22 protein-coding genes are annotated in these 20,011 nt (G+C 66.6%); 10 read left to right on the top strand and 12 right to left on the bottom strand.

Translation table 11 applies throughout. From position 1 onward, the window contains the following. Nucleotides 1-245: 245 nt before the first annotated feature. The 8 genes from PA6_RS14695 to PA6_RS14660 all read left to right on the top strand — a co-directional run bounded on the left by PA6_RS14695 (nt 246) and on the right by PA6_RS14660 (nt 8,186). Nucleotides 246-1,367: a branched-chain amino acid ABC transporter substrate-binding protein gene (locus PA6_RS14695; RefSeq protein WP_021701727.1), complete on the top strand. Its 1,122-nt coding sequence runs from the start codon at nt 246-248 to the stop codon at nt 1,365-1,367. Nucleotides 1,368-1,484: 117 nt separating this feature from the next. After that, complete coding sequence (gene livH / locus PA6_RS14690; protein WP_021701726.1) at nt 1,485-2,408, top strand: high-affinity branched-chain amino acid ABC transporter permease LivH; 924 nt, start codon at nt 1,485-1,487, stop codon at nt 2,406-2,408. Next, nucleotides 2,405-3,664, top strand: coding sequence for a high-affinity branched-chain amino acid ABC transporter permease LivM (locus PA6_RS14685; protein WP_021701725.1), 1,260 nt, complete (start codon nt 2,405-2,407; stop codon nt 3,662-3,664). Before livH ends, PA6_RS14685 begins: the two co-directional genes overlap by 4 nt. Beyond that, nucleotides 3,661-4,428, top strand: a complete 768-nt coding sequence (gene livG / locus PA6_RS14680; RefSeq protein ID WP_021701724.1) for a high-affinity branched-chain amino acid ABC transporter ATP-binding protein LivG — start codon at nt 3,661-3,663, stop codon at nt 4,426-4,428. The genes PA6_RS14685 and livG overlap by 4 nt, the downstream gene beginning before the upstream one ends. 3 nt (nt 4,429-4,431) lie before the next feature. Then, nucleotides 4,432-5,133: an ABC transporter ATP-binding protein gene (locus PA6_RS14675; RefSeq protein ID WP_021701723.1), complete on the top strand. Its 702-nt coding sequence runs from the start codon at nt 4,432-4,434 to the stop codon at nt 5,131-5,133. Between the two features lie 218 nt (nt 5,134-5,351). Next, nucleotides 5,352-6,563: a serine/threonine transporter SstT gene (gene sstT, locus PA6_RS14670; protein WP_021701722.1), complete on the top strand. Its 1,212-nt coding sequence runs from the start codon at nt 5,352-5,354 to the stop codon at nt 6,561-6,563. Nucleotides 6,564-6,711: 148 nt separating this feature from the next. Next, nucleotides 6,712-7,839 (top strand): ankyrin repeat domain-containing protein, encoded by a 1,128-nt coding sequence (locus PA6_RS22525; RefSeq protein WP_021701721.1) that lies wholly within the window; start codon nt 6,712-6,714, stop codon nt 7,837-7,839. After that, complete coding sequence (locus PA6_RS14660) at nt 7,827-8,186, top strand: hypothetical protein (protein WP_021701720.1); 360 nt, start codon at nt 7,827-7,829, stop codon at nt 8,184-8,186. The genes PA6_RS22525 and PA6_RS14660 overlap by 13 nt, the downstream gene beginning before the upstream one ends. Here the strand turns inward: PA6_RS14660 and PA6_RS14655 are convergent. From PA6_RS14655 to PA6_RS14605, 11 genes are all read right to left on the bottom strand, one after another. Beyond that, nucleotides 8,180-8,572 carry a DUF488 domain-containing protein gene (locus PA6_RS14655; protein WP_021701719.1) on the bottom strand — a complete coding sequence of 131 codons (393 nt, stop codon included), beginning with the start codon at nt 8,570-8,572 and terminating at the stop codon, nt 8,180-8,182. The two genes, PA6_RS14660 and PA6_RS14655, sit on opposite strands and share 7 nt — an antisense overlap. Further along, nucleotides 8,569-8,901 carry a DUF5629 family protein gene (locus tag PA6_RS14650; RefSeq protein WP_021701718.1) on the bottom strand — a complete coding sequence of 111 codons (333 nt, stop codon included), beginning with the start codon at nt 8,899-8,901 and terminating at the stop codon, nt 8,569-8,571. Before PA6_RS14650 ends, PA6_RS14655 begins: the two co-directional genes overlap by 4 nt. Before the next feature lie 6 nt (nt 8,902-8,907). Continuing rightward, complete coding sequence (locus tag PA6_RS14645; RefSeq protein WP_021701717.1) at nt 8,908-10,278, bottom strand: ATP-binding protein; 1,371 nt, start codon at nt 10,276-10,278, stop codon at nt 8,908-8,910. Further along, nucleotides 10,275-10,937, bottom strand: a complete 663-nt coding sequence (locus PA6_RS14640) for a response regulator (RefSeq protein ID WP_021701716.1) — start codon at nt 10,935-10,937, stop codon at nt 10,275-10,277. Before PA6_RS14640 ends, PA6_RS14645 begins: the two co-directional genes overlap by 4 nt. 9 nt (nt 10,938-10,946) lie before the next feature. Beyond that, complete coding sequence (locus tag PA6_RS14635) at nt 10,947-11,591, bottom strand: tetratricopeptide repeat protein (RefSeq protein WP_021701715.1); 645 nt, start codon at nt 11,589-11,591, stop codon at nt 10,947-10,949. After that, complete coding sequence (locus PA6_RS14630) at nt 11,588-12,385, bottom strand: SDR family oxidoreductase (protein WP_021701714.1); 798 nt, start codon at nt 12,383-12,385, stop codon at nt 11,588-11,590. The genes PA6_RS14635 and PA6_RS14630 overlap by 4 nt, the downstream gene beginning before the upstream one ends. Next, nucleotides 12,372-13,052: a TenA family transcriptional regulator gene (locus tag PA6_RS14625; RefSeq protein ID WP_021701713.1), complete on the bottom strand. Its 681-nt coding sequence runs from the start codon at nt 13,050-13,052 to the stop codon at nt 12,372-12,374. Before PA6_RS14625 ends, PA6_RS14630 begins: the two co-directional genes overlap by 14 nt. A gap of 8 nt (nt 13,053-13,060) precedes the next feature. Then, nucleotides 13,061-14,524: an AMP-binding protein gene (locus tag PA6_RS14620; protein WP_021701712.1), complete on the bottom strand. Its 1,464-nt coding sequence runs from the start codon at nt 14,522-14,524 to the stop codon at nt 13,061-13,063. Beyond that, on the bottom strand, nt 14,514-15,191 hold the full coding sequence (locus tag PA6_RS14615) for a thermostable hemolysin (protein ID WP_021701711.1): 678 nt from the start codon (nt 15,189-15,191) through the stop codon (nt 14,514-14,516). Before PA6_RS14615 ends, PA6_RS14620 begins: the two co-directional genes overlap by 11 nt. 77 nt (nt 15,192-15,268) lie before the next feature. Beyond that, nucleotides 15,269-15,910, bottom strand: coding sequence for a YceH family protein (locus PA6_RS14610; protein ID WP_021701710.1), 642 nt, complete (start codon nt 15,908-15,910; stop codon nt 15,269-15,271). A gap of 60 nt (nt 15,911-15,970) precedes the next feature. Further along, complete coding sequence (locus PA6_RS14605; protein ID WP_043216738.1) at nt 15,971-17,041, bottom strand: diguanylate cyclase; 1,071 nt, start codon at nt 17,039-17,041, stop codon at nt 15,971-15,973. Between the two features lie 130 nt (nt 17,042-17,171). Between PA6_RS14605 and PA6_RS14600 the strand changes: the two genes are divergently transcribed. Next, on the top strand, nt 17,172-17,846 hold the full coding sequence (locus tag PA6_RS14600) for a COG3650 family protein (protein WP_021701708.1): 675 nt from the start codon (nt 17,172-17,174) through the stop codon (nt 17,844-17,846). Nucleotides 17,847-17,907: 61 nt separating this feature from the next. Next, nucleotides 17,908-18,909 (top strand): type I glyceraldehyde-3-phosphate dehydrogenase, encoded by a 1,002-nt coding sequence (gene gap / locus PA6_RS14595; protein ID WP_021701707.1) that lies wholly within the window; start codon nt 17,908-17,910, stop codon nt 18,907-18,909. A 10-nt stretch (nt 18,910-18,919) separates the two neighbouring features. Here the strand turns inward: gap and PA6_RS14590 are convergent, their stop codons facing one another. Next, a complete protein-coding gene (locus PA6_RS14590; protein ID WP_021701706.1) occupies nt 18,920-20,011 on the bottom strand; it encodes a PLP-dependent cysteine synthase family protein in 1,092 nt (363 codons plus the stop codon).

Genomic DNA, 20,011 nt, shown 5'->3' with positions numbered 1-20,011 from the left:
GAATATCCCGCCGTAGAAGGACCTTGCAGTCACTGAAAAATCCCGCCGTTATTCTGTACGTTTATTTCAATTAAGCGACACCCCCCTGCCACGCTTCCAAATGCGTGCTTTTCAAGCCGCGAAACAGGGTTCTACACTGTGCCGGTACAGTTGCCGGGGGAGCGTGACCGGGAATCCTGATCCGGTCCTGCAGCTTTGGCCGCATGGATTACAAGAACGAACAACACCTATAAGAGTGGAGCACTATGAAACAGGCTACCAAGCAAGTGACCAAGCTGTTTGCCGCTATGGCCCTGGCCGGTGCCGCCAGCTATTCGATGGCTGCTGACACCATCAAGATCGCTCTGGCCGGTCCGGTGACCGGTGCCGTTGCCCAGTACGGCGAAATGCAGTTCATCGGTGCCGAAATGGCCATCGAGCAGATCAACAAGGCCGGCGGGGTGAACGGTGCAATGCTCGAAGGCGTCAAGTACGACGACGCCTGTGATCCGAAACAAGCCGTGGCCGTAGCCAACAAGATCGTCAACGACGAAGTGAAATACGTCGTTGGCCACCTCTGCTCCAGCTCCACTCAGCCGGCGTCCGACATTTACGAAGACGAAGGCATCATGATGATTACCGCGGCTTCCACCAGCCCGGACATCACCGCTCGTGGCTACCAGCTGGTATTCCGTACCATCGGCCTGGACAGCCTGCAGGGCCCGACCGCCGGCAACTTCATCGCCGACCACATCAAGCCGAAGACCGTTGCCGTCGTTCACGACAAGCAGCAGTACGGCGAAGGCATCGCCACCGCGGTCAAGCAGACCCTGGAAGGCAAAGGCACCAAGGTTGCCGTGTTCGAAGGCATCAACGCCGGCGACAAGGACTTCTCCTCGCTGATCTCCAAGCTCAAGCAAGCCAACGTCGACTTCGTCTACTACGGCGGCTACCACCCGGAACTGGGCCTGCTGCTGCGTCAGTCCGCCGAGAAAGGCCTGAAGGCCAAGTTCATGGGTCCGGAAGGCGTGGGTAACAAGGAAATCTCCGCCATCGCCGGCCCGGCCTCCGAAGGCCTGCTGGTGACCCTGCCGAAGTCCTTCGACCAGGATCCGAAGAACCAGGCACTGGTCGAAGCCTTCAAGGCCAAGAACCAGGACCCGAGCGGCCCGTTCGTGTTCCCGGCCTACGCCGCCGTACAGGTCATGGCCGAAGGCATGAAGAAGGCCGGCAGCACCGACACCGACAAAGTCGCTGCCGCGCTGCGCGCCAACAGCTTCGAGACCCCGACCGGCACCCTGGCCTTCGACGAGAAGGGTGACCTGAAGGACTTCAGCTTCGTGGTCTACGAGTGGCACCAGGACGGTACCAAAACCGAAGCCAAGTAAGCTTCCCGCCTGAACCCAAAGCCCACTGCGCGAGCAGTGGGCTTTGTTTTATCGAGTTTTCCGGCCATCCGTCGCGTCACAAGCGCCGCTTCACGGACCGCGCCGAGGAGTTAGGTAATGCCTGAGCTCTATCACTACCTGCAACAGCTGGTTAACGGTCTGACCGTTGGCAGCACCTATGCCCTGATCGCCATCGGCTACACCATGGTCTACGGCATCATCGGCATGATCAACTTCGCCCACGGCGAGGTGTACATGATTGGCTCGTATGTAGCCTTCATCGTCATCGCCGGGTTGACCATGATGGGGCTGGACAGCCTACCCCTGCTGATCATCGGCGCCTTCGCCGCCAGCATCATCGTCGCCAGCGCCTACGGCTATAGCATCGAAAGGGTGGCCTACCGGCCGCTGCGCGGCAGCAACCGCCTGATCCCGCTGATCTCCGCCATCGGTATGTCGATCTTCCTGCAGAACGAAGTGCTCCTCGCGCAGGATTCGAAAGACAAGGCCATCGCCAACCTGATCCCCGGCAACATCGTGTTCGGCGAGAGCACCATGAATGGCGTGGTGATCTCTTACATGCAGATCCTGATCTTCGTCGTCACCTTCCTGGTGATGTACGGCCTGACCCTGTTCATCTCCAAGTCCCGTCTGGGGCGCGCCTGCCGCGCCTGCGCCGAGGACATCAAGATGGCCAACCTGCTGGGCATCAACACCAACAACATCATCGCCCTGACCTTCGTCATCGGCGCCAGCCTGGCCGCCGTGGCCGCGGTACTGCTGGGCATGCAATACGGTGTGATCAACCCGCATATCGGCTTCCTCGCCGGTATCAAGGCGTTTACCGCCGCCGTGCTCGGCGGTATCGGCAGTATCCCGGGCGCCATGCTCGGCGGGCTGGTACTGGGCGTGGCCGAAGCCTTTGGTGCCGACATCTTCGGTGACCAGTACAAGGACGTGGTGGCCTTCAGCCTGCTGGTACTGGTGCTGCTGTTCCGTCCGACCGGCATCCTCGGCCGTCCGGAGGTCGAGAAAGTATGAATACCAAGAACCTCAAGACCGCCTTCTTCAGCGCCCTGCTGGTGCTGGCCGTGGCCTACCCGGTACTCGGTCTGAAACTGACCACCGTTGGTATCAAGCTGGAAGTGCACGGTGCCAGCCCGGCCGTGCTCTGGACCATCGCCGCGGCAGCCGTGGCGATGTTCTTCTGGCAGCTGTTCCGCGATCGCCTGGGCAGTGCCCTGGCCGGCGCGCCCAGCCTACCGAAGATGCCTGCCGGTGCCAGCAACTTCCTCACCCTGCCCTCCACCCAGCGCTGGATCATCCTCGGCCTCATCGTGGTCGCCCTGGCCTGGCCGTTCTTCGGCAGCCGCGGCGCCGTGGACATCGCCACCCTGATCCTGATCTACGTGATGCTCGGCCTCGGCCTGAACATCGTGGTCGGCCTCGCCGGCCTGCTCGATCTGGGTTACGTCGGCTTCTACGCCGTGGGCGCCTACAGCTACGCGCTGCTGTCGCACTACTACGGTCTGAGCTTCTGGATGTGCCTGCCGATCGCCGGCCTGATGGCGGCGTTCTTCGGCTTCATCCTCGGCTTCCCGGTGCTGCGCCTGCGCGGCGACTACCTGGCCATCGTCACCCTCGGTTTCGGCGAGATCATCCGCATCCTGCTGCGCAACATGACCGAGCTGACCGGCGGCCCCAACGGCATCAGCAACATCGAGAAGCCGACCCTGTTCGGCCTGTCGTTCGAGCGCCGCGCCGCCGAGGGCATGCAGACCTTCCACGAATACTTCGGCATTGCCTACAACGGCATCAACAAGGTGATCTTCCTCTACCTGATCGCCCTGCTGCTGGTGCTGCTGACCCTGTTCGTGATCAACCGTCTGCTGCGCATGCCGATCGGCCGTGCCTGGGAAGCCCTGCGTGAAGACGAGATCGCCTGTCGCGCACTGGGCATGAATCCGACCGTGATCAAGCTGTCCGCCTTCACCCTCGGCGCCGCCTTCGCCGGTTTCGCCGGCAGCTTCTTCGCCGCGCGCCAGGGCCTGGTCACGCCGGAGTCGTTCACCTTCATCGAGTCGGCGATCATCCTCGCCATCGTCGTGCTGGGCGGCATGGGCTCGCAGCTCGGCATCATCCTCGCCGCCGTGGTGATGATCCTGCTGCCGGAGCTGATGCGCGAGTTCAGCGAGTACCGCATGCTGATGTTCGGCGCCCTGATGGTGCTGATGATGATCTGGCGTCCGCAGGGCCTGCTGCCCATGCAACGTCCCCACCTGGAGTTGAAACCATGAGCCGCCCGATTCTTGAAGTCAGCGGGCTGACCATGCGCTTCGGCGGCCTGCTGGCTGTCAACAATGTCGCCCTGAGCGTCCAGCCCAAACAAGTCGTGTCGATGATCGGCCCCAACGGTGCCGGCAAGACAACCGTGTTCAACTGCCTGACCGGCTTCTACCAGCCCACCGGCGGCGTGATCCTGCTCGACGACGAGCCGATCCAGCACCTGCCGGGCCACAAGATTGCCCGCAAGGGCGTGGTACGGACTTTCCAGAACGTTCGCCTGTTCAAGGAAATGACCGCGGTGGAAAACCTGCTGGTGGCCCAGCACCGTCACCTCAACACCAACTTCCTCGCCGGCCTGCTCAAGACCCCGAGCTTCCGCCGCAGCGAGAAGGCGGCCATGGAGTACGCGGCGCACTGGCTGGAGCAGGTCAACCTGACCGACGTGGCCAACCGTCCGGCCGGCACCCTGGCCTACGGCCAGCAGCGCCGCCTGGAAATCGCCCGCTGCATGATGACGCGCCCGCGCATCCTCATGCTCGACGAGCCGGCCGCCGGCCTCAACCCCAGGGAAACCGAGGATCTCAAGCAGCTGATCGGCATGCTGCGCAACGACCATGACGTGACCGTGCTGCTGATCGAGCACGACATGCACCTGGTCATGAGCATTTCCGACCATATCTACGTGATCAACCAGGGCACCCCCCTGGCCAACGGCACGCCGGAAGAGATCCGCAACAACCCGGACGTGATCAAAGCCTATCTGGGGGAGGCGTAATCCATGCTGAGTTTCAACAACGTCTCTACCTTCTACGGCAAGATCCAGGCCCTGCACAACGTCAGCATCGAGGTCGAAAAGGGCGAGATCGTCACCCTGATCGGCGCCAACGGTGCCGGCAAGTCGACCCTGCTGATGACCCTGTGCGGTTCGCCGCGCGCGGCCAGCGGCAGCATCCGCTACATGGGTGAGGAACTGGTCGGCCAGGAGTCCTACGACATCATGCGCAAGAGCATTGCAGTAGTGCCGGAAGGCCGCCGCGTGTTCGCCCGCCTGACCGTCGAGGAGAACCTGGCCATGGGCGGCTTCTTCGGCAACAAGGCGGACAATCAGGAGCAGCTGGACAAGGTCCTGCACCTGTTCCCGCGCCTGAAGGAGCGCTTCGACCAGCGCGCCGGCACCATGTCCGGCGGCGAACAGCAGATGCTCGCCATCGGCCGTGCGCTGATGAGCAAGCCGCAGCTGCTGCTGCTCGACGAGCCGTCGCTGGGCCTGGCACCGATCATCATCCAGCAGATCTTCGACATCATCGAACAGCTGCGTAAGGATGGCGTGACCGTGTTCCTGGTCGAGCAGAACGCCAACCAGGCGCTCAAGCTGGCCGACCGCGCCTACGTGCTGGAGAACGGTCGCATCGTCATGCAGGGCACCGGCGCCGACCTGCTGGTCGACCCCAAGGTACGCGACGCCTACCTCGGCGGCTGACGCACCTGGCCTGACGCAAACGGCCCCTCGCGGGCCGTTTCTATTTATCGAACCGACCAAAGGCGACCATCCCGCTCTCCTGGCCATTAGAATCGCCGCCTTTCTTTCTGCGCCTATCGTTACCCGAGAGGCTCACGGAAACCGGCAGCCGCCAACCCGGCCTGCCGCCCAACGGGATAGTCCATCGGCGTCCCGTCGAATCACAGGAACCATCACCCATGATCCTTCGTCCCCTCGTTCAACTGCTCAACCGCACCAGCCTGGTCCTGCAGATCGCCATCGGCCTGGTCGCCGGTATCGCCCTCGCCCTGCTCGCCCCCCAGGCCACCGATGAAGTCGGCTTCCTCGGCACCCTGTTTATCTCCGCGCTGAAAGCCGTGGCGCCGGTGCTGGTGTTCATCCTGGTGGCCTCGGCCATCGCCAACCACAAGCCGGGCCAGCCCACCCATATTCGCCCGATTCTGATGCTTTACCTTATCGGTACCCTGGCCGCCGCCATCGTCGCGGTGATCGCCAGCAGCCTGTGGCCCTCGACCCTGGTGCTGCATGACGCAGCCACCGGCACCACGCCGCCCAGCGGCATCGCCGAAGTGCTCAAGAGCCTGGCGCTGAATGTGGTCGACAACCCGGTGAACGCCCTGCTCAAGGGCAACTTCATCGGCATCCTGGCCTGGGCCATCGGTCTGGGCATCGCCATCCGCCATGGCAGTGACAGCACCCGCGCGATGTTCGCCGACCTGTCCCACGGCGTGACCCTGATCGTCCGTGTGGTGATCCGCTGCGCCCCGCTGGGCGTATTCGGCCTGGTCGCCACCACCTTCGCCGACGCCGGCCTCAAGGCCCTGGCCGGCTACGCCCATCTGCTGATCGTGCTGGTCGGCTGCATGCTGTTCGTCGCCCTGGTGATCAACCCGCTGATCGTGTTCAGCCAGATCCGCCGCAACCCCTACCCGCTGGTGTTCACCTGCCTGCGTGAAAGCGGCGTCACCGCCTTCTTCACCCGCAGCTCGGCAGCCAACGTACCGGTCAACCTGCAGCTGGCCGAACGCCTGGGCCTGCATGAGGACACCTACTCGGTATCCATCCCGCTGGGCGCCACCATCAACATGGCCGGTGCCGCCATCACCATCAGCGTGCTGGCGCTGGCCGCGGCACATACCCTGGGCATCCAGGTCGACCTGGCTACCGCCATTCTGCTCTGCGTGGTTTCGGCGGTGTGCGCCTGCGGCGCCTCGGGCGTGGCTGGCGGCTCGCTGCTGCTGATCCCGCTGGCCTGCAGCCTGTTCGGCATTCCCGCCGACGTGGCCATGCAGGTGGTGGCCATCGGCTTCATCATCGGCATCCTGCAGGACAGCGCCGAAACGGCGCTGAACTCCTCCACCGACGTGTTGTTCACCGCCGCCGCCTGCATGGCGCGCGACAAGGCCTGACGGCAACGCTGCGCAGAAAGCCGCCCGCGAGGCGGCTTTCTTTTGCCTGCGGATTTTCATCGTGATTGCCCGAATGTGCAGCGCTCGCTTCCCGCCGTACGCAGGCTGTGGCAAAAAGCGCTTTCAGCCTGCACACAAGGAGAGTCCGATGCACGCCGCCGACCCCATACTGCTGGGCGCCTACTGGTTCGACCTCGACGGCATTCGCCAGCGCCATGCCGCAGGTGCCGATCCCAACGCGCTGGATGGCAGCGGGCATACCCCGTTGACCGAGGCCATCGGCGGCGGGATGGGTTACCCCAAGGTGGTGGCTCTGCTACTGGAGCTGGGCGCCGATCCCGACCTGGCCGACGCCGAGGGCCTGACGCCCTGGCAGACCTGCCTGACCCGCCGCCACGACCGCGTGGTGGAGCGCGAGTACCGCAAGATTCGCGAACTGCTCGAAGCGGCGGGCGCCGACCGCCGCGGCGAGGAGCTTTTCGTCCTGGAAGACGCAGCAGCGGCCGGCCAGCTGTTGGCGGTGAGGACATTGCTGGACGACGGCTGCCCGGTGGAGGGACCTCAGGCTTCGCCGCTTGGTGCCGCCCTGTACAACGGCCATGGCGAAGTGGCCGATCTGCTGCTGCAATGCGGCGCCAGCGTTGAGGGGCTAGACGCCGACGTACACGGCATGACCCTCCTGATGAGCGCCGCTAACCGCGGCCAGCTGGACATGCTGCAGTTGCTGGTCCGTCATGGCGCCGATGTGTGCCGCGCCGTCGACGGTGCCGACGGCTGCATGACAGCCGCCTGGTATGCACGCGAAGGAGGCCACCATGCCGCGGCCGACTGGCTGGCCGCCCAGCACCCGGGTGCCGAGCGCAAGCCAATTCCCAAGGCAGCACTGAACGGTGGCACCAAGGCCAAATACCTCGACCTCTACCGCCACTACACCAACGGCGCGAATTACGGCCTGAACACCGAGGCCATCGTCAAACGCCTGCAACGCTGGGACAAGGAGTACGGCATCCATCTTCTCGACGTGGCCACCGACCGTTTTACCCTGCAGTTCGAGCGCCTGCCTGAAGACCTCGGCAAACTCGCCAGGGAGATCGCCAAATTCTGCCCGGATACCGTGAGCGGCTTCGCCGTTCTGGCAGAGCAGATCGAGAACGAGCTTCCACCCGACATCCAGCAACTGCTGCAGGGGCTTGCGGCAAACGACAAACACTTCGGCCTCAAGGCCCTGCAGCGCTGGCTGCAGACACATCAGGCGGTACAACTATGGTGGGACTGAAACACAGGCTGACGGCGACCTTGCTGGCGCTGCTGCTCGCCGGCACCGCGCACGCCGGCTGCGGCGAAGGCCGCGGCACCTGTTACTACTACAAGAGCGGCGAGCTGAAGAGCCAGGGCGCCTGCGCGGTGACCACCTGCGCGGCCACCGACCAGTACTTTTTCACCCACTGGAACTGGGACAGCGGCAACGAAGTGCGCATCGACTGGGACACCAAGGCCCAGCAACTGCTGGTCAACGGCAAGCCGGGCTATAGCCTGGTGCTGCCCTACAAGGACGACAAAATGATCTGCTACGCAGTGGCCGCCAGCGACGAGCTGGTGTGCAACGATTCGGGCAACTACTGATCGGCGTAGCACACCGGCGAGCTGGGTGGCCCGCGCCGCTCCAGTTCTTCCTCGAGAAACTCGGCCAGCACCCGGGCATTGTTGCAACGTTCGTCGCGGGCGGCGAACAACAGCGTCAGACTGCCGCGCCCGGCCAGCTCCAGCAGCCCTTGCCAATGCTCGGGGTGGGCCGCCAGCTCGGCGCGATAGCGCAGGCGGAATTCGTCGAACAGCGCCGGATCATGGCAGAAACCCTTGCGCAGGCTGTCCGACGGCGCCACCTCCTTGAGCCAGGCACTCAGGGCCAGGGCTTCCTTCTTGCAGCCGCGCGGCCACAGGCGGTCGACCAGCACGCGCACGCCATCGTCGCCGGCGACCGGCGCATAGACGCGCTTGCAGCGGATCACACCGGCTCGGCCTCGTCCGGCTCGTCATCATCGTCGTTGTCGGCGCTGATCGCGCCCAGGCAGATCAGCTCGTGCGCGCCCTCGGCATCCTCGATATGCCAGGCATCCGGCGCGGCACCCGGGCGGGCGGCCGCCACGGCAGCGGCGCTGAAGCGCCAGAGGCGACGGGTACGGCCGTCCATGCACTCGACGCTCAGCTGGCCCTGCTCGTCCAGCTCGAACTGCCAGGCATGCAGGCCATCGATCAGCAGCATGTCGGCCTGTTCCAGTTCGTGCAGCAGGCTGGTGGTCTCGGTCATCTCGCTCTCCGGGTCGGCAAAGACCAGCATGATACGTCAGGCGCTGCGCGGCAGTTCCAGGCTGGCCTGCAGACCACCGCTGTCGAGGTTGCGCAGGCGGATCTGGCCGGCATGCCGGCGGGCGATGCTCTGCACGATCGCCAGCCCCAGCCCGGCGCCCTGGACCGTGCCGCGACTGTAGAAACGCTCGAAGACCCGCTCGAGATCCTCGGCGGGGATGCCGGGCCCCTGGTCCTCGACCTGCAGCAGCAGACGCTGCGCATCGGCGCTCAGGCGCACATGCAGCCTGCCGCCGGCCGGCGAATGATTGACCGCGTTGGTCACCAGGTTCTGCAGGGCGATGCCCAGGCTGCCGGGGTCGGCATTCAGGTGGTAGTCGCCCTCCCCGGCCTCCAGGTCCAGCTCCAAGCCCTGCTTGAGCACCCAGGGAGTCAGCTCGGCCAGGGTCTCGCGCACCAGCGCCAGCACATCGACCTGGGCCATCTCGCCGCGCTCGATCAGCGGCTCCATGCGCGCCAGGGTAAGCAGCTGGTTGACCACCCGGGTGGCGCGGTCGATGCCGCCGAGCAGGTAGCCCAGCGATTGCTGGCGCTCCGCCTCGTCGCGCGCCTGGGTGGCGTTCTGCACATGCACGCGCAGCACCGCCAGCGGCGTGCGCAATTCATGCGCGGCATCGGCGATGAAGCGCCGCTCGCGCTCCAGCAGCTGTTCGATCTGCCCCAGCAGGCGGTTCAGCGCCGCCTGCATGGGCGCCAGCTCGCTGGGCAGCGGTTCGAGCTGCAACGGCTGCAGCGAGTCGGCATGCCGGGCGCGAATCACCGCGGCCATGTTGCGCAGCGGCGCCAGGCCCCAGCCGATGGCCCACCACAGTAGGGCGGCGAGCAGCAGGCTGCCGAGCAGGGTCGGGAACAGGGTGTGGCGCACGATGCTGGTCACCAGCTCGCGGCGCACATCGTCACGCTCGCCGGTCCAGATCAACAGCCCAGTGGCGGTGTCGCGCAGCAGGAAGCCGCGCCACTTGTGCGGACCCAGCTCGAGCGCGGCGAACCCCTCCTGCTGCGATGGGCTTTCCAGTGAGGGGGCTCCCGCACTGTGAACCAGCAGATGACCGGAGGCATCCCAGACCTGGAAGGCCAGTTTGCTCTCGTAGGGGTGGCCGGGCTTGCTGCGCTGCCCGGCCTGCGCCAGCGCCTCGTTGAAGGCGCGGTACAGGCCGGCGCGCTCTTCCTCGCGCACCGGCGTGCGCATCAGCCCCTGCAGCAGGCGCGCACTGTGCGCCAGCTGGGCATCGTAGATTTCCTCGACCTCGTGGGTGCTGTCGAAGTAGTTGAACAGGGTCATCGCCAGCGTGCCCAGCAGCATCAACCCCAGCACCAGGGCCAGGGTGCGGCGGCGCATCGAGGTCATGACTGCTCCTCGACCAGGTAGCCGACGCCGCGCACGGTGCGGATCAGGCTGCTGAACAGCTTCTTGCGCAGGTGGTGGATATGCACTTCGAGGGTGTTGCTCTCGGCCTCCTCGTCCCAGCCGTAAAGCAGCTGGGCCAGGCGCTCGCGGGTCAGCACCTTGCCCGGCTGCGACAGCAGTTCGTGCAGCAGCAGGTACTCCTTGGGCGTCATCGGCACCGGCTTGCCCTGGTAGCTGACCTGCTGGCTGGACGGGTCGAGGCTGACCCCGGCGTGCTCGATGCGCAGCTCGGCGCGCCCGGCGCTGCGGCGCAGCAGTGCGCGCAGGCGGGCCTTGAGCTCATCGAGATCGAAGGGTTTGACCAGATAATCATCGGCGCCGGCATCCAGCCCTGCGATGCGGTCCTCGGTGGCATCGCGCGCGGTGAGGATCAGCACCGGCAACGCCGAGCCGCTGCGCCGCAGCTCGCGCAGCACCTGCAGGCCACTCATGCGCGGCAGGCCGAGGTCCAGCACCAGCAGGTCGAAGTCCTCGCTGAGCAGGGCGTGCAGCGCACTGGCGCCGTCCTCCAGCCAGTCCACCGTGTAGCCTTCCTGGCGCAGCCCCAGGCGCAACCCCTCACCCAGGGCCTTGTCGTCCTCGACCAGCAGCAAGCGCATCCCGCCTCCTCAATTGAGTTTCTTGTTCACTTCCAGCAGCAACTGGTCGATCTCGCCCTTACGGCCGCTGTCGGCCAGCTCGCGACCCGGTCGCGGCGCGGCCTGCTTGGCCTTCTCCAGTGCCGCCTTGGCCTCGACATAATGCCCCTGGCGCAGCAGATGGTCACCCCAGAAATACAGGCTGTCGATCCCCTCGGGATTGACCTGCAGCGCCTGACGCAGCAACTGGTCGGCCTTGTCTTCGTCGCCGAAGCCGATCGGCCAGCCCGGCACGCGGTCATACAGGGTGCCCAGGCTGGTGTAGGCCGACCCCTGCAGCGCGCCCGGATCGAGGGCAATAGCCTTTTCCAGGTAGGCCTTGGCGTCCTTGGCCTTGCCCAGCGCGCCCAGCCCGCCCTGGGCGCCGGCCCAGCTGCTGGTGACGATGCCGTGCCAGACCCAGGCTTCCGCGGCCTGCGGCTGTTCGCGGGTGAACGCGGCGCTTTCGGCCGCAAGCTTCTCCAGCGCCGCCTCGCGCTGGGCTTCGGGCAACTGGTACTGGATCTCGGCCCAGCGTGTCTGCACCGCGTGCAGGCGGGCCTGCCCCGCTTCGTCGAGGGCCCAGACGGGTAGGCTCAGAGCAGCCGTGAGCATCAGGGTCAGCAGGCGTTTCATGGGCGCATCTCCTTGTGAGTGAATTGACGAATCAGTGGCAGCTGCTTGCGCAGCGCCTTGTCCACCACGCTCGGCAGCAGGCCGTTGAGGCGGACGAAGAATTTTTCCGGCCAGCCCAGGTAGAGCTCGCTGCGGTCCAGCTCGATGGCGCGCAGTACCGCGTCGGCAACGCTCTCCGGTGGGTCCATGGCCACCTTCAGGGCGCTGTTCAGGGCCACCGCCTGCGCACTGTTCATCGAGGTGCGGGTGGCGCGCGGCGCCACGTAGAGCACTCCGACGCCGGTGTCGGCCATCTCCCGGCGCAACGCCTCGGAGAAACCGCGCAGGGCGAACTTGCTGGCGCAGTAGGTGGCATAGCCGGGGTAGCCGATGGAGCCGTAGATGGAGCCGACGTTGACCAGCAGCGCCTGCCGTTGCTGACGCAGCAGCGGCAGCATGGCGCGGGTCAGCTGGATGGTGGCGACCAGGTTGATGCCCAGCAGCTCGGCCACCGCCTGGTCATCCAGCTGCTCGAGCAGGGCGAAGCGGTTGACCCCCGCCGCGTTGATCAGCAGGTTGACCCCGCCGAGCGCGCGCGCGGCATCCACCACCGCCTGGCGCCCGCTGGCACTGCCGAGATCGGCCGCCACCACCCGCACCTGCTTCGGGTAACGCTGGCGCAGCTCGCTCAGCGCGCCTTCCTGGCGAGTCACCGCGATCAGCTGCGCGCCGCCGGCGCAGAGCTTTTCTGCCAGGGCCAGGCCGATACCGCCGCTGGCCCCGGTGAGCACCGCGCGGCACTCAGGCAAGCGCATGCTGCACCTCGTTCTGCACCGTGCGCGGCAGGCCACGGAACATGTCGGCATACAGGCGATAGACCACCTTGCTGACGTGGATGACAGCCGCCTTGTCCTCGTCGCGCTCCAGGCGGTTCATCAGCTCGCGGTAATGCTGCATGTGGCCGATGTCCAGGGCGCCATGCGAGGTCAGGTAGCTGAAGGCCTGCGGCGGCAGGGCCAGGCGCTGCTGGATGGTACCGGCGGCCTGGGTGGCCAGGGCGATGCTGGTGCCCTCGAGCACGTTGACCATGCCGAACAGGCCGACCGGGTTGCCACGGGCGATGGTGTCGTACAAGTAGCTGACCATCAGTTCGATGGCCTGGCTCGGCTGGCCCAGGCGCACGGCCTCGGCGTCGCCACCGCAGGCGGCGATGTCGTTGAGGATCCACTGCTCGTGGCCGTATTCCTCGTCGATGTATTCGCACACCGCCTTGCGCAGCCACTCCAGCGAGGACGGCAGGCGCGCACCGCAGGCCATCATCAGCGGCACGGTGTGGCGCACGTGGTAGTAGGCCTGGGTCAGGAAGGCGACATAGCCTTCCAGGCCGACCTGGCCGGACAGCGCCTCACGGATCACCGGCACGGCGTAAAGGGCTTCGCGGTCTTCGCGGGTAGATTCCTGCAGTTGGTCAAAGAATTTCATGGGATACCTCAGGCGTTGACGGGTTCGGAAAAGTGTTCGCGGTAGCGCGCCAGGATGGCGTCGCGTTTGGGTCGGCCATTGGCCGTGAGCAAGCCGTTGGCGGGGCTGAAGGGTGTATCCAGGCGCACCCAGCGCCCGATTCGGGCGTAATCCGGCAGGCCGGCGTTGGCTTTCTGTACAGCGGCGTCGATGGCTGCATCGGCGCAGTTCGGGTCCAGCGGCCAGAGCAGCGCGACGTTGCTCGGCAGGCTCTCGCCATAGACGAAGGCCTGCATCAGCACGCCGCCCTGGGTAAGCTCGGCCTCGACCCACTCGGGGTTGACGTTGCGGCCGAAGCTGGTGACGAACTGGTGTTTCTTGCGCCCGCGCAGACTCAGATAGCCGTCGGCATCGAACTCGCCGATATCGCCGGTAGGCCACCACTGCCCTGCGAAGGGCTCGTCACCGAGGTAGCCGAGCAAGGTCGAACCGGCGACCAGCACTTCACCATCCTCGGCCAGGCGCACCTGTACATGCGGCAGCGGCCGCCCGACCGTGCCGGGGCGCTGGGCGCCGGGGCGATTGAGGCAGACCACGCTGGCGCATTCCGACAGGCCGTAGCCCTCGAATACCGGCAGGCCGACGCGTTGCGCGCGTTCCAGCAGCTCCGGCGAAACCCGGGCGCCACCGACGGCGATGAAACGGAAGCCAGCTGCCGGGACGAAGCCGCGCTCCACCGCCACCACCAGGCCGAACAGCAGCTGCGGCACCAGGATCAGGCTCTGGCAGCCGCGCTGGACCATCTGCCCGAACAGCTTCGGCCACTCGACCGCGCCGGCAACGCTCATGCCCAGCTCCTGCTGGGTCGGCAGGTGCAGAGTGGCGCCGGCGATCAGCGCGGCGTACAGACCGAGGTTTTCCAGCAGCACGGCCAGAGGCAGTACCGCCATGTAGCGCTGCGGCGCGCATTCGCGGCTGACCAGCTCCAGTTCGGCAGCGACCCGCAGCATGGCCTCGGCACTCAGGCACACGCCCTTGGGCGCGCCGGTGGTGCCGGAGGTGTAGGTGATCTTCGCCGTACCGGCAGGCAGCGGCAGGCCGGCCGGCGCGCTGTCACGACGCCAGAACTCGCCGGCGGCGACGAAGCCCAGCGGTGCCAGTTCCTCGGCGAACGGCCCTTCGGCCAGCGCCAGGGTGGCGCCGCTCTGCTCCAGGCAGTGGGCGCGCTGCGCCGGGCTGAAGAACGGCGGCAGAATCAGGCAGGCGACGCCGGCGCGCAGCGCCGCCAGGTCCCAGATAAGCGCCTCACAGCCGTTGTTCAGGGCCAGGGCCAGCAGCGGCACCTGCAGGGCACGCAATTGCTCCGCACGGGCCTCTACCTCACGCCACAGCTGGGCGTAATCGACCTGCCGCTGGCTGTCGCTCAGGGCCAGGGCGGCGGGGCATTGCACGGCGTGGTGCTGCAGCGCCGCGAACAGGGGATCAGGCCGCATGGGGCGCCTCCACACAACTGGAGCGCAAGCCGAGGCGCTGCGGAATACCGCGCTCGCACAGCTGGCGGTAGCCGAGCTGGATGCTGCCGGCGAACACCTGCGGACGCTGGGCGTAGTACTGGCCCCAATCGTGGCGCTGCTCGCCGAGCACGCTCGGATCGGCCGAGCACAGGCGCAGCGGCTCCAGCCCCAGGCGATGGAAACTGTTGATCAGCGAGGCGGCGCCGGTGAACACCACCCACTGCAGGCCGCGCTGGGCCAGCAGACAGGTCATGATGACGATGATCATGCGCGCGCTGCCGGCGCTGATCGACGCCAGGTTGCCGACTTCGACAATCTCGTCGCGCACCACCGGGCGCTCCGCCAGGCGGGCGATGATCTGCTCCACCGGAGCATCCAGGTACTGTTCGAGAAACAGCGGTTGTTCGACAGCCAGGCGCGCGCCGCAGACGGCGCTCAGTTGCTGCTCGGCGTCGTGCAGGCCGAACAGGTCGGGCATGAAGCTGCTGATCCGCGCCCCGTGCGCCTCGTCGAAACGCTGGCGGATGAACTGCTCGAAAGCCTGTCGCTGTGCGCTCTCGGCCTGCGCCAGCCACAGGCTGGCACTACGTTCGGAATCGCTGCCGAGCGGCAGCGGAAAACTGGTGTTCCAATCGGGATGACCCATGGCACTCCCCCTCTGGTTTGCCTTGGGGGGGAGTATCGGCAGCGAGTCTTAATGAATCCTGAAGCCTGGTTAAAACTTCACTGACCGCTTTCCAGGCGACTCAGGCGCTCCTCGAGGGCGGCCACGCGGGCCTCCAGCTCGGCGATGCGCGGGTCATCCTGCGCCGCGCGCGCCGGCGCATCGGCCTGGCGCGTGGCCAGCAGCGCCTGCAGGTCGGCCTCCTCGCCGAGCTGATGCATGTAGCGGTCTTCGCGCTGGCCGCTCTGGCGCGGCAGCAGGCAGGCCAGCTCGCGGCCGATCAGGCGCTCCAGCTGGTGCTGCACTTCGGCGCCGTCCTCGAACTGATACAGGCGGTTGCTGCGCGTGAGCAGCTCGCTGATGGTCTGCGGCCCGCGCAGGAACAGCAGGCCGAGCAGCGCCTGCTGTGGTTTGACCAGCTCCAGGGCCTTGTCCACCCGGTGCTCCCAGCGGTCGGCCCGGCCGCCCATCACCAGGCGCGTCAGCCCGCGCCCTTCGAGCGCACGGAGGGCCTGGCCAACCTGGCCCTCGGTGAGGTTCATCAGCGGGTCGCGGCTGGTCTTCTGATTGCAGGCCAGCACCAGCGAATTGACGGTGAGTGGATAGGTTTCCGGCGTGGTGGCCTGCTTCTCGATCAGGCAGCCGAGGATGCGCACCTCGGTGGCGGTGAGGGGCTCGAAACCTTCGATGGCGCTGGACATGGGCGTTCCCGTGCAGAGAAAAGAGGCACTAGCCTGCCATGCCCGAAGCGCGCTGCAAACTCAGGCGCCTGCAGCGGGCTGTGCGAGCGGCGTATCGCTGGCGATCGCCACCTGATCGCGGCCGTTCTGCTTGGCCTGGTACAGCGCCTGGTCGGCGGCCTTGAGCCAGTGGCTGGCATCCAGGTGGAAAGGGCTGTAGCCAGCCAGGCCGATACTCAGGCTGAGGCGCAGGCCGGGCGCCAGCGGGCTGCGTACATCGGCGAGCTCACGGCGCATGCGCTCCATCACCTCGCCGGCCAGCACCGGCGGCGTGTTCGGCAGGATCACGCAGAACTCGTCGCCGCCATAGCGCCCGGCCATGTCGTCCTGGCGCAGGCTGGCCGCCAGCCGCTCGCTGAGCAGGCGCAACACGCTGTCACCGACCAGATGGCCGTGCTGGTCATTGATCTGCTTGAAGTTGTCCACGTCGATCAGGGCCACGGTGGCGCGCTGCTGACCGCCCCGACACTGGCTGAAGGTTTCCTGCAGCAGATCCTTCCAATAACCGTGGTTATACAGCCGGGTCAGGCTGTCGGTGCGGCTGGCGGCGCGCAGTGCCTGCTTGTGCTCGGCCAGCTTGATGCTCAGGCGGTAGCTGACCGAACCCAGCGCCAGCGGATAGAGGATCAGCATCGGCAGGCAGGCATACAGCTGCGGCATGCTGGTGTCCGGCGCCAGGGCCGGGCCGAACAGCAGCATGGCAAGCCCGACACCCAGCAGCATGGCCACGCAGCCCCTGGCGAAGAAGCGCCCACCACCAGCGGCGATGTTGTTCATCGCCATCATCGCCAGGATGGTCACGCTCGGCAGCGCGTTGAACTGCATGGCGGCGGCCCAGAAGCCGCCGAACACCGAGTCGATCAGCAGATTGCGCCGCTCGGCCTGGTAAGGAGCGGCGGAGCGCCGTGCCAGCTGATACGCCAGGTGCGGCCAGAGAAAACCGTTGAATACCAGCAGCGCCCACAGCCAGGGCGTCGAGTACAGGGGCCAGAGGCCGGCGGCGACACAGAAGAAGCCGATACCCAGGCCGATACTGCGCGGCAGGTAGATGCGTTTGGCGAACGACAGGCCTGAGCCGGTGCCTCTATCCATGGTCACACTCGGAGGTTCCTGTCCTGAGGATGGCTGCTGGCGCGCGACTATACAAGGTTGCGGCGTGTTTCCGCCCTTGAGCTGGCCGGCCGTGCTGGGTAACGTTGCCGCTTGTCGCAAGGAGAGCACCATGCCCAACGTCCGTCCCCTGCTGTTCACCCTGCTGCCGCTGTTCGCCGGCTGCCAGCTGTTCCAGGTCTATGTTCCGCCAACGCCCACCACGCCGGCCGTGCGCCTGCAGGGCGAGCTGACCCTCGAGCAGGATCGCCTGCTCCTGCGTCCGTGCGGTGAGCAGCGCCGCCTGGGCCTGGTCAGCGAAAAGACCGGCGAGCTGCGCCGCGATGTCGACAGCCTCCGTGCCGACGGCCAGAGCAGCCTGTTCGTCGACCTGCGCGGCTGGCCCCAGGGCAGCACGCAGGCCGATCTGGACGGCGAGGTACGCCTGGACCAGGTCTATCGCGTACAGGGTGAAGGCCCGGGCTGCGACGAGCCAGGCTTCGATCGTCTGCTGCTGCGCGCCAGCGGCCACGAGCCGGACTGGGTCCTGGGGGTCGGCGAAGAGGGCCTGGTGCTGCTGCGCCCCAGTGAAGAGCCGCTGGCCCTGCCTTATCTGGAGGAGCAGATGCCCAATGGCAGCCTCAGCCTGAGTAGCGAGGCCAATGGCCAGCGCCTGGAGCTGTGGCTGACGCCGGAACATTGCGTGGACAGCATGAGCGGCGCGGTGCAGCACCTCAGCGCCGAACTGCGCCTGAACGGCAGCGTGCTGCGCGGCTGCGCCTCCTATGGTGGCGCGCGCAGTCAGTAGCCAGGCACGCCGGCCGGGGTCCGCCTATGCTGAAGACGGACCCAGCCAGTCGGAGACTGCCATGCTGCGCATTGCCCTGAACGGATACGGGCGCATTGGTCGCGCCCTGATCCGCGCCCTGTTCGAGCGCGGATTGGAAAGCCAGATACACATCGAAGCGATCAACGAAACCGGCGACTTCAAGACCCTCGCCCACCTGACCCGCTTCGACTCCACCTTCGGCCGCTTCAATGGCCATGTCGGCCTGCACGACGACGTGCTGCAGGTGCGCGGCCAGTCGATCCGACTGATCGGCGAAAAGGACATGACCCAGCTGCCCTGGAAGCAGCTGGACGTGGACGTGGTGGTGGACTGCACCGGCAAGGCGAAGAAACGCGCGCTGGCCGAGCAGCACCTGACGGCCGGTGCGCCGCGCGTGCTGCTGTCGCACCCGCTGGACAGCGCCGACCTGACCGTGGTGTACGGCGTCAACCATCACCTGCTGGGCAACCAGCAGATCGTCTCCAATGCCTCCTGCACCACCAACTGCCTGGCGCCGCTAGCCCAGGTGCTGCACACCGCGGTGGGCATCCGCCAGGGGCTGATCACCACGGTGCACGCCTACACCAACGACCAGAACCTGCTCGACAAGACCCACAACGACCTGTACCGGGCGCGCGCCGCCGCCGTGTCGATGATTCCCACCAGCACCGGTGCGGCCAAGACCATCGGCCTGGTGATTCCCGAGCTGCACGGTCGCCTCGACGGCATGGCGGTAAGGGTGCCGACGGCCAACGTGTCGCTGCTCGACCTGACCTTCAGCAGCGAGCACCCGACCAGCCGCGAGGCGATCAACGACACCCTGCGCAAGGCCGCCCGCCAGCTGCCGCTGGGGGTGATGGAGTGCAACGACCTGCCCCTGGTCTCGGCGGACTTCAATGGCTACCCGGTGTCCTGCGTGGTCGACCTCAACCACACCCGGGTACAGGGCACCGACCTGGTCAAGGTGCTGGCCTGGTACGACAACGAGTGGGCCTTCGCCAATCGCCTGCTCGACGTCCTGCTGGCCTGGCTCAAGCCCTAGGCCAGGCAGCTCACAGCCCGCTGCGGGGAATGTCGGGCAAGGCGCCGCCCTGCTCGACACAGGCCGCCACGCGGTCGATCAGCGGCGCCAGTTCATAGCCCTGTTCCGCCAGCCAGGCCTCGCAGTAATAGCTGGTGGCGTAGCGCTCGCCGCCGTCGCAGAGGATGGTCACCACCGAACCGCTCTCCCCCGCCTCGACCATCTGCCGTGCCGCCAGCAGCGCACCGACCAGGTTGGTGCCGCTGCTGGCGCCCACCCGCCGGTTCAGGCGCCGCGCCAGGTAGTGCATGGCCGCCAGCGACAGCGCATCCGGTACCTTGCACACCGCGTCCAGCACCTGCGGCATGAACGAAGGCTCCACCCGCGGCCGGCCGATGCCCTCGATGCGCGAGCCGCAGTCCAGGGTCAGGCTGCGATCGCCGCTGAGGTAGCTGTCGAAGAACACCGAGCGCTCGGCGTCGGCGCAGAGCACGCGGGTAGCATGCTGGCGGTAGCGCACATAGCGCCCCAGGGTGGCCAGGGTGCCGCCGGTGCCGGGGCTGGACACCAGCCAGCTTGGCTCGGGGAAGCGCTCGTGACGCATCTGCTGGAAGATCGACTCGGCGATGTTGTTGTTCGCCCGCCAGTCGGTAGCGCGCTCGGCGTAAGTGAACTGATCCATGAAGTGCCCGCCACTCTCGCGGGCCAGGCGCACGGATTCCTCGTGGATGCGCGTGGGGTCGTCGACCAGGTGGGTCTGACCGCCGTAGAAGGCGATCTGCGCCAGCTTCTCGCGGGCGGTGGAAGCCGGTACCACGGCAATGAAGGGCAACCCCAGCAGGCGCGCGAAGTAGGCCTCGGAGATCGCCGTGGAGCCGCTGGAAGCCTCGATCACCGGCGCACCGGGCTTGAGCCAGCCATTGCACAGGGCATAGAGAAACAGCGAGCGCGCCAGGCGATGCTTGAGGCTGCCGGTCGGGTGGCTGGATTCGTCCTTGAAGTACAGCTCGACACCGGGCAGCCCCGGCAGCGCCAGGGGAATCAGGTGGGTGTCGGCGCTGCGCTGGAAGTCCGCTTCGATGATGCGCACGGCCTCGCGGGTCCAGCGGCGGATATCGGTCAT

Source organism: Aquipseudomonas alcaligenes NBRC 14159 (assembly GCF_000467105.1).
GTDB classification, from domain to species: domain Bacteria; phylum Pseudomonadota; class Gammaproteobacteria; order Pseudomonadales; family Pseudomonadaceae; genus Aquipseudomonas; species Aquipseudomonas alcaligenes.
This window is presented reverse-complemented; position numbering and strand designations above follow the sequence as displayed.

Bases quoted from the DNA above. Each gene is read 5' to 3' on its own strand.
- PA6_RS14685 (WP_021701725.1), top strand. From the start codon at position 2,405: ATGAATACCAAGAACCTCAAGACCGCCTTCTTCAGCGCCCTGCTGGTG.
- sstT (WP_021701722.1), top strand. From the start codon at position 5,352: ATGATCCTTCGTCCCCTCGTTCAACTGCTCAACCGCACCAGCCTGGTC.
- PA6_RS14640 (WP_021701716.1), bottom strand. From the start codon at position 10,937: ATGCGCTTGCTGCTGGTCGAGGACGACAAGGCCCTGGGTGAGGGGTTG.
- PA6_RS14645 (WP_021701717.1), bottom strand. From the start codon at position 10,278: ATGACCTCGATGCGCCGCCGCACCCTGGCCCTGGTGCTGGGGTTGATG.
- livG (WP_021701724.1), top strand. From the start codon at position 3,661: ATGAGCCGCCCGATTCTTGAAGTCAGCGGGCTGACCATGCGCTTCGGC.
- PA6_RS14660 (WP_021701720.1), top strand. From the start codon at position 7,827: ATGGTGGGACTGAAACACAGGCTGACGGCGACCTTGCTGGCGCTGCTG.
- PA6_RS22525 (WP_021701721.1), top strand. From the start codon at position 6,712: ATGCACGCCGCCGACCCCATACTGCTGGGCGCCTACTGGTTCGACCTC.
- PA6_RS14630 (WP_021701714.1), bottom strand. From the start codon at position 12,385: ATGCGCTTGCCTGAGTGCCGCGCGGTGCTCACCGGGGCCAGCGGCGGT.
- PA6_RS14625 (WP_021701713.1), bottom strand. From the start codon at position 13,052: ATGAAATTCTTTGACCAACTGCAGGAATCTACCCGCGAAGACCGCGAA.
- livH (WP_021701726.1), top strand. From the start codon at position 1,485: ATGCCTGAGCTCTATCACTACCTGCAACAGCTGGTTAACGGTCTGACC.
- PA6_RS14605 (WP_043216738.1), bottom strand. From the start codon at position 17,041: ATGGATAGAGGCACCGGCTCAGGCCTGTCGTTCGCCAAACGCATCTAC.
- PA6_RS14600 (WP_021701708.1), top strand. From the start codon at position 17,172: ATGCCCAACGTCCGTCCCCTGCTGTTCACCCTGCTGCCGCTGTTCGCC.
- PA6_RS14590 (WP_021701706.1), bottom strand. From the start codon at position 20,011: ATGACCGATATCCGCCGCTGGACCCGCGAGGCCGTGCGCATCATCGAA.
- PA6_RS14675 (WP_021701723.1), top strand. From the start codon at position 4,432: ATGCTGAGTTTCAACAACGTCTCTACCTTCTACGGCAAGATCCAGGCC.
- PA6_RS14695 (WP_021701727.1), top strand. From the start codon at position 246: ATGAAACAGGCTACCAAGCAAGTGACCAAGCTGTTTGCCGCTATGGCC.
- PA6_RS14620 (WP_021701712.1), bottom strand. From the start codon at position 14,524: ATGCGGCCTGATCCCCTGTTCGCGGCGCTGCAGCACCACGCCGTGCAA.
- PA6_RS14615 (WP_021701711.1), bottom strand. From the start codon at position 15,191: ATGGGTCATCCCGATTGGAACACCAGTTTTCCGCTGCCGCTCGGCAGC.
- PA6_RS14650 (WP_021701718.1), bottom strand. From the start codon at position 8,901: ATGCTGGTCTTTGCCGACCCGGAGAGCGAGATGACCGAGACCACCAGC.
- gap (WP_021701707.1), top strand. From the start codon at position 17,908: ATGCTGCGCATTGCCCTGAACGGATACGGGCGCATTGGTCGCGCCCTG.
- PA6_RS14635 (WP_021701715.1), bottom strand. From the start codon at position 11,591: ATGAAACGCCTGCTGACCCTGATGCTCACGGCTGCTCTGAGCCTACCC.
- PA6_RS14610 (WP_021701710.1), bottom strand. From the start codon at position 15,910: ATGTCCAGCGCCATCGAAGGTTTCGAGCCCCTCACCGCCACCGAGGTG.